Source organism: Dictyobacter arantiisoli (genome assembly GCF_008326305.1).
In the GTDB taxonomy this organism is placed as follows: domain Bacteria; phylum Chloroflexota; class Ktedonobacteria; order Ktedonobacterales; family Ktedonobacteraceae; genus Dictyobacter; species Dictyobacter arantiisoli.
Map to the genome: position 1 here is coordinate 1 of NZ_BIXY01000180.1, position 4004 is coordinate 4004.

Consider the following 4004-nt stretch of genomic DNA (forward strand, 5'->3'; position numbering starts at 1 on the left):
GTCTGGGGCCACAGAGCCGTGGTGGCCCCGGCAGCGTGAAGGGCAAACCCATCGATGCAGCCCCGGTGTGATCGAGAGGGCTTGGCGCAAAAAAATGTGCCGCACCCGATGCCCTCACCCCCAAGCCCTGTATCCCTTTCCCTGGGATCGAGAGGTGATGGGGCTGATTTGGGGCTGATTTGGGGCTGATTGGACACGCCAGGGAGGGGAGAGAACGCCAGAGCATGGGTGAACGACAAGGGAGCCCGGCGTTCGTCGTGGCGTCCCTTTGTCGTGTCAGGTCCTGGTTCGCGCTCGTTCTGTTACTCTCCGTCACTCACATAGCGATCGCCTTTTTCCTCAAACTCCTTGGCCTTGCGTAGGGCTTTCTTTTTGTCTTTTAGCAGATAGTCGAGGTTCGGAACATTTTTCATTCCTAAATCTCTTCTCGCTTGTAACACATTAGGGACCGCCTCCAACACAGCTCCAGGCGACTGCAATCTCTGCGCATTTACTCCCCACGTTGTAAGATATGGATACTCTGTGCCTGGTTTGCCTTGTTGTTGATCAAGCTGGCGTTGTAGTTGATCATGCGGGAGGAGGTGGTGGTCGTTAATGTATTTTCGAAGCTCGGCTGCTCGCTCTCGCGACCTTTGTTTAGAGTCGTTACTCTGATTGTCATCGCCTTTTTTCTTGCGTAGGGCTTTTGCTTGGGCTTTTATCAGATCGGTGAGGTCCGGGACATTTTGCATTCCTAAATCTCTTCTCGCTTGTAACATCTTAGGGACCTCCTCCAACACAGTTTCAATCGTCCGGAATTCCACCCTTTTTTTATCTGTATTTGTTCGCGATGTTGGAATATATGGATACTCTTTGCCTTCTGTGCCTTGTTTTAGATCAAGCTGGCGGAGGTGGTTGTTAACGTAATCTCGAAGTCTGGTTCCTCGCTTCCGCATCTCTTGAACTTGTCTAGTGTTGTCTGCACGTGCCGTTGCCTCCGCCTGTTGCGCATCTGCAGACAGCTTGAGCTCGGGGTTAGAAGAGGAACCTTGCCCCTCCTGAGGCAGCTCAAGGTTATGAGGGGCTGCATTTTGTGGTCTAAAGGTGATGTTTGAAGAGGAACCTGGCCCTGATCGGCCACTGGTCGGATCCCCGTGTAGCGGCTGGTAGTGGGTATTTTGCGCCTCTGGCTGTAGATAGAAGGAGAGGGCGGCAGGCAGCCCTGAAGAGGAATCTTGCCCTGATAGGCTACTGGTCTGATCCCCGTGTGCCTGGTCGTATTGAGCGATTGTGACCTCATACGCAGCAGTGAGAGGATCATATGGACCACCGGCCGGCGTGTGTTCGAAGAATGTCGGATCCCCGTGTGGCTGGTTGGATTCAAAGGTCGGGTCCTCATACGCATCAGTGAGAGGATCGTAGTTAAACACCCCATCCCCGACGCGAGCGAGCTGTTCATATGGACCACCGGCCGGCGTGTGTTCGAAGAATGTCGGATCCCCGTGTAGCGGCTGGTTGTATTCAGAGGGCGGGTCCTCATACGCACCAGTGAGAGGATCGTAGTTAAACGCCCAATCCTCGATGCCAGCGAGCGGTCCATTTGGATTATTGGCCTCCGGGATGCGACCAGGGATTGCGAAGAATGTCGGATTCCCGTGTAGCGACTGGTAGAGGTCTCTTTGCACATCTTGCTGTGGCTGATAGAAGGAGAGGGCGGCAGGCTGCTCTGAAGAGAGATCTTGCTCTGATCGGTCACTGGTCGGATCCCCGTGTAGCTGGTAGTCTTCAGCGGTCAGGCCCTGGGGGGGAGTGAACAGTTCGTATGGATTACCGGTCGGCGTGCTGCGATCAGCAGTGTTTTCGGAGAATGGCATAGGAATTCCTCCTTTTTGTCAAAAGGATAGAGCAGCAGGCAGGGAAATGCAAGAGGGAAAGAGGCCCAATCTGATCGATCATGGGATGGGTCGGGGAAGATCCGAGCGTCTCGTGTCCTGATCGAGTTAGGTCTGGGGCCACAGAGCCGTGGCGGCCCCGGCAGCGTGAAGGGCAAACCCATCGATGCAGCCCCGGTGTGATCGAGAGGGCTTGGCGCAAAAAAATGTGCCGCACCCGATGCCCTCACCCCCAGGCCCTGTATCCCTTTCCCTGGGATCGAGAGGTGATGGAAGATGGAGGCACGCCAGGGAGGGGAGAGAACGCCAGAGCATGGGTGAACGACAAGGGAGCCCGACGTTCGTCGTAGCGTCCCTTTGTCGTGTCAGGTCCTGGTTAGCGCTCGTTCTGTTACTCTCCGTCACTCTGATAGGCAGCGCCTTGTTCCTTAAACAGCGCGGCCTTGCGTAGGGCTTTCTCTTGGTTGCCTTTGCCTGTCAGATAGGCGAGGTTCGGGACATTTTTCATTCCTTTAGCTTTTCTCGCTTGTAACACATTAGGGACCTCCCTCAACACATTTCCAACCGTCTGCAATCTCAGCTTCTTGCCATCTTTACCTTTTAGCTCACTTTGAGTTGTAAGATATGGATACTCTTTGCCTTCTTTTTTATCAAGCCGGCTGAGGTGGTGTTCGTTAAAGTACTCTCGAAGCATGTCTGCTTGCTCTCGCCTCCACTTTTGCTTATTTGCAGGGGCCTCATCCTCGTCACTCCTCTGATCGGCATTGCTGTCCTTCTCATCCTCGTCACTCCTCTGATCGGCATTGCTGTCCTTCTCAAGCTGCGCGAACTGCTCGGCCTGTCGTAGGGCTTCCTCTTTGTCGTTTGTCAGATAGGCGAGGTTCGGGACTTTTTCCATTCCTGCATCTTTTCTCGCTTGTAACATCTTAGGGACCTCCCTCAACACATCTCTAGGCGTCCGGAATTCCTCCTTTTTGCCTGCAATTGTTCGCGATTTTGGAATATATGGATACTTTGTGCCTTCTTTGCCTTCTTTTTTATCAAGCTGGCGGAGGTGGTATTTGTTAATGTACTTTCGAAGCATGGCTGCTCGCTCTCGCGTATCTTGAACTCGTCTAGCGGAGTCTGCACGTGCCTTTGCCGTCGCCTCCGCCCGTTGCGCATCTGCAGACAGCTTGAGCTCGGGGTTAGTAACGCGGTGTGAAGAGGAACCTGGCCCCTCCTGAGGCAGCTCAAGGTTATGAGGGGCTGCATTTTGTGGTCTAAAGGTGCTGTTTGAAGAGGAACCTGGCCCTGATCGGTCACTGGTCTGATCCCCGTGTGGCTGGTAGTATGAAGAGGTCGGGTCCTCATACGCATCAGTGAGAGGATCGTAGTTAAACACCCCATCCCCGACGCGAGCGAGCTGTTCATATGGACCACCGGCCGGCGTGTGTTCGAAGAATGTCGGATCCCCGTGTGCCTGGTTGTATTGAGCGATTGTGACATCATACGCATTAGTGAGAGTGATAGGATCGACATCATACGCATTAGTGAGAGTGATAGGATCGACATCATACGCATTAGTGAGAGTGATAGGATCGACATCATACGCATTAGTGAGAGTGATAGGATCGTCCTCATACGCATCAGTGAGAGTGAGAGGATCGTCCTCATACGCATCAGTGAGAGTGATAGGATCGTCCTCATACGCATCAGTGAGAGGATCGTAGTGAAACACCCTATCCTCGATGCGATCGAACCGTTCATTTGGATTATTGGCCTCCGGGATGGGACCAGGGATTTCGAAGAATGTCGGATCCCTGTGTAGCGGCTGGTAGAGGTTTCTTTGCACATCTTGCTGTGGATCGAAGGAGAGGGCGGCAAGCTGCCCTGAATAGAGATCTTGCTCTGATCGGTCACTGGTCTGATCCCCGTGTGCCTGGTAGAGGGCTCTTTGCGCATCAGCAGGGGTAAGAGGAACTGCATCTGGTCGATAAAAGCTGTATGAAGAGGGATCTTGCCCTGATTGGTCACCGGGCTGATCCCCGTGTAGCTGGTAGTCTTCAGCGATCAGGCCCTGGGTGGGAGCGAACAGTTCGTATGGATTCCCGGTCGGCGTGCTGCGACCAGCAGTGTGTTCGGAGAATGGCA

3 protein-coding genes are annotated in these 4004 nt (G+C 53.7%); all 3 read right to left on the reverse strand.

The features are described from left to right. The coding region (locus F1593_RS29165; RefSeq protein WP_216369015.1) for a hypothetical protein at window positions 1-316 on the reverse strand (316 nt) is incomplete at its 3' end. After that, the gene (locus F1593_RS27435; protein WP_149404736.1) at window positions 303-1853 is read right to left on the reverse strand and encodes a hypothetical protein; all 1551 of its coding nucleotides are present in this window, start codon (window positions 1851-1853) and stop codon (window positions 303-305) included. The genes F1593_RS29165 and F1593_RS27435, both read right to left, overlap by 14 nt. 409 nt (window positions 1854-2262) lie before the next feature. After that, window positions 2263-4004: hypothetical protein (locus F1593_RS28790; protein WP_172632514.1), on the reverse strand; the 1742-nt coding region annotated here is incomplete at its 5' end.

Coding starts and splice junctions, on each gene's coding strand:
- F1593_RS27435 (WP_149404736.1), bottom strand. CDS start 1,853: ATGCCATTCTCCGAAAACACTGCTGATCGCAGCACGCCGACCGGTAAT.